Origin of the sequence: Bartonella sp. AP58NXGY (assembly GCF_042195785.1) — a bacterium.
Lineage (GTDB): Bacteria > Pseudomonadota > Alphaproteobacteria > Rhizobiales > Rhizobiaceae > Bartonella.
Genome location: NZ_JBHIOY010000320.1, coordinates 325 through 637, shown reverse-complemented (window position 1 = coordinate 637; position 313 = coordinate 325). Strand labels below are relative to the sequence as shown.

Here is a 313-nt window from a genome sequence, read left to right as displayed (position 1 = left end):
AATCTACGCTTGAGAAAGAGCTTGGCCTTATACGATCTGATCTCAAAGGTATCGTTTCAACTTGTGATGCGTTGGTTATGTGTGTTTCGTTCAATGATTCTACCAAAGGAATCATCAATCGGTTTAGCCTATCGTGCGCGAATCCGAAGTTATCTATCCTTTGCTTTTCCAATCCGAGAACAGTCGTACCTGCAGATGTTCAAGAGCTGCTTAAGGCTGGTAATTTAAATTTCTTTTATATGGATGGATATTATCAAGAGTGGGAAAACAATAAAGGCATAACTGATGATCCCCAAGGGCTTCTGTCACTTGG

General features: G+C 40.6%; 1 protein-coding gene. It reads left to right on the top strand.

All coding sequences use genetic code 11. The features are described from left to right. Positions 1-71 precede the first annotated feature (71 nt). Positions 72-313 (top strand): hypothetical protein (locus ACFINC_RS11165; RefSeq protein ID WP_375617243.1); only part of this gene is annotated, 242 nt, incomplete at its 3' end.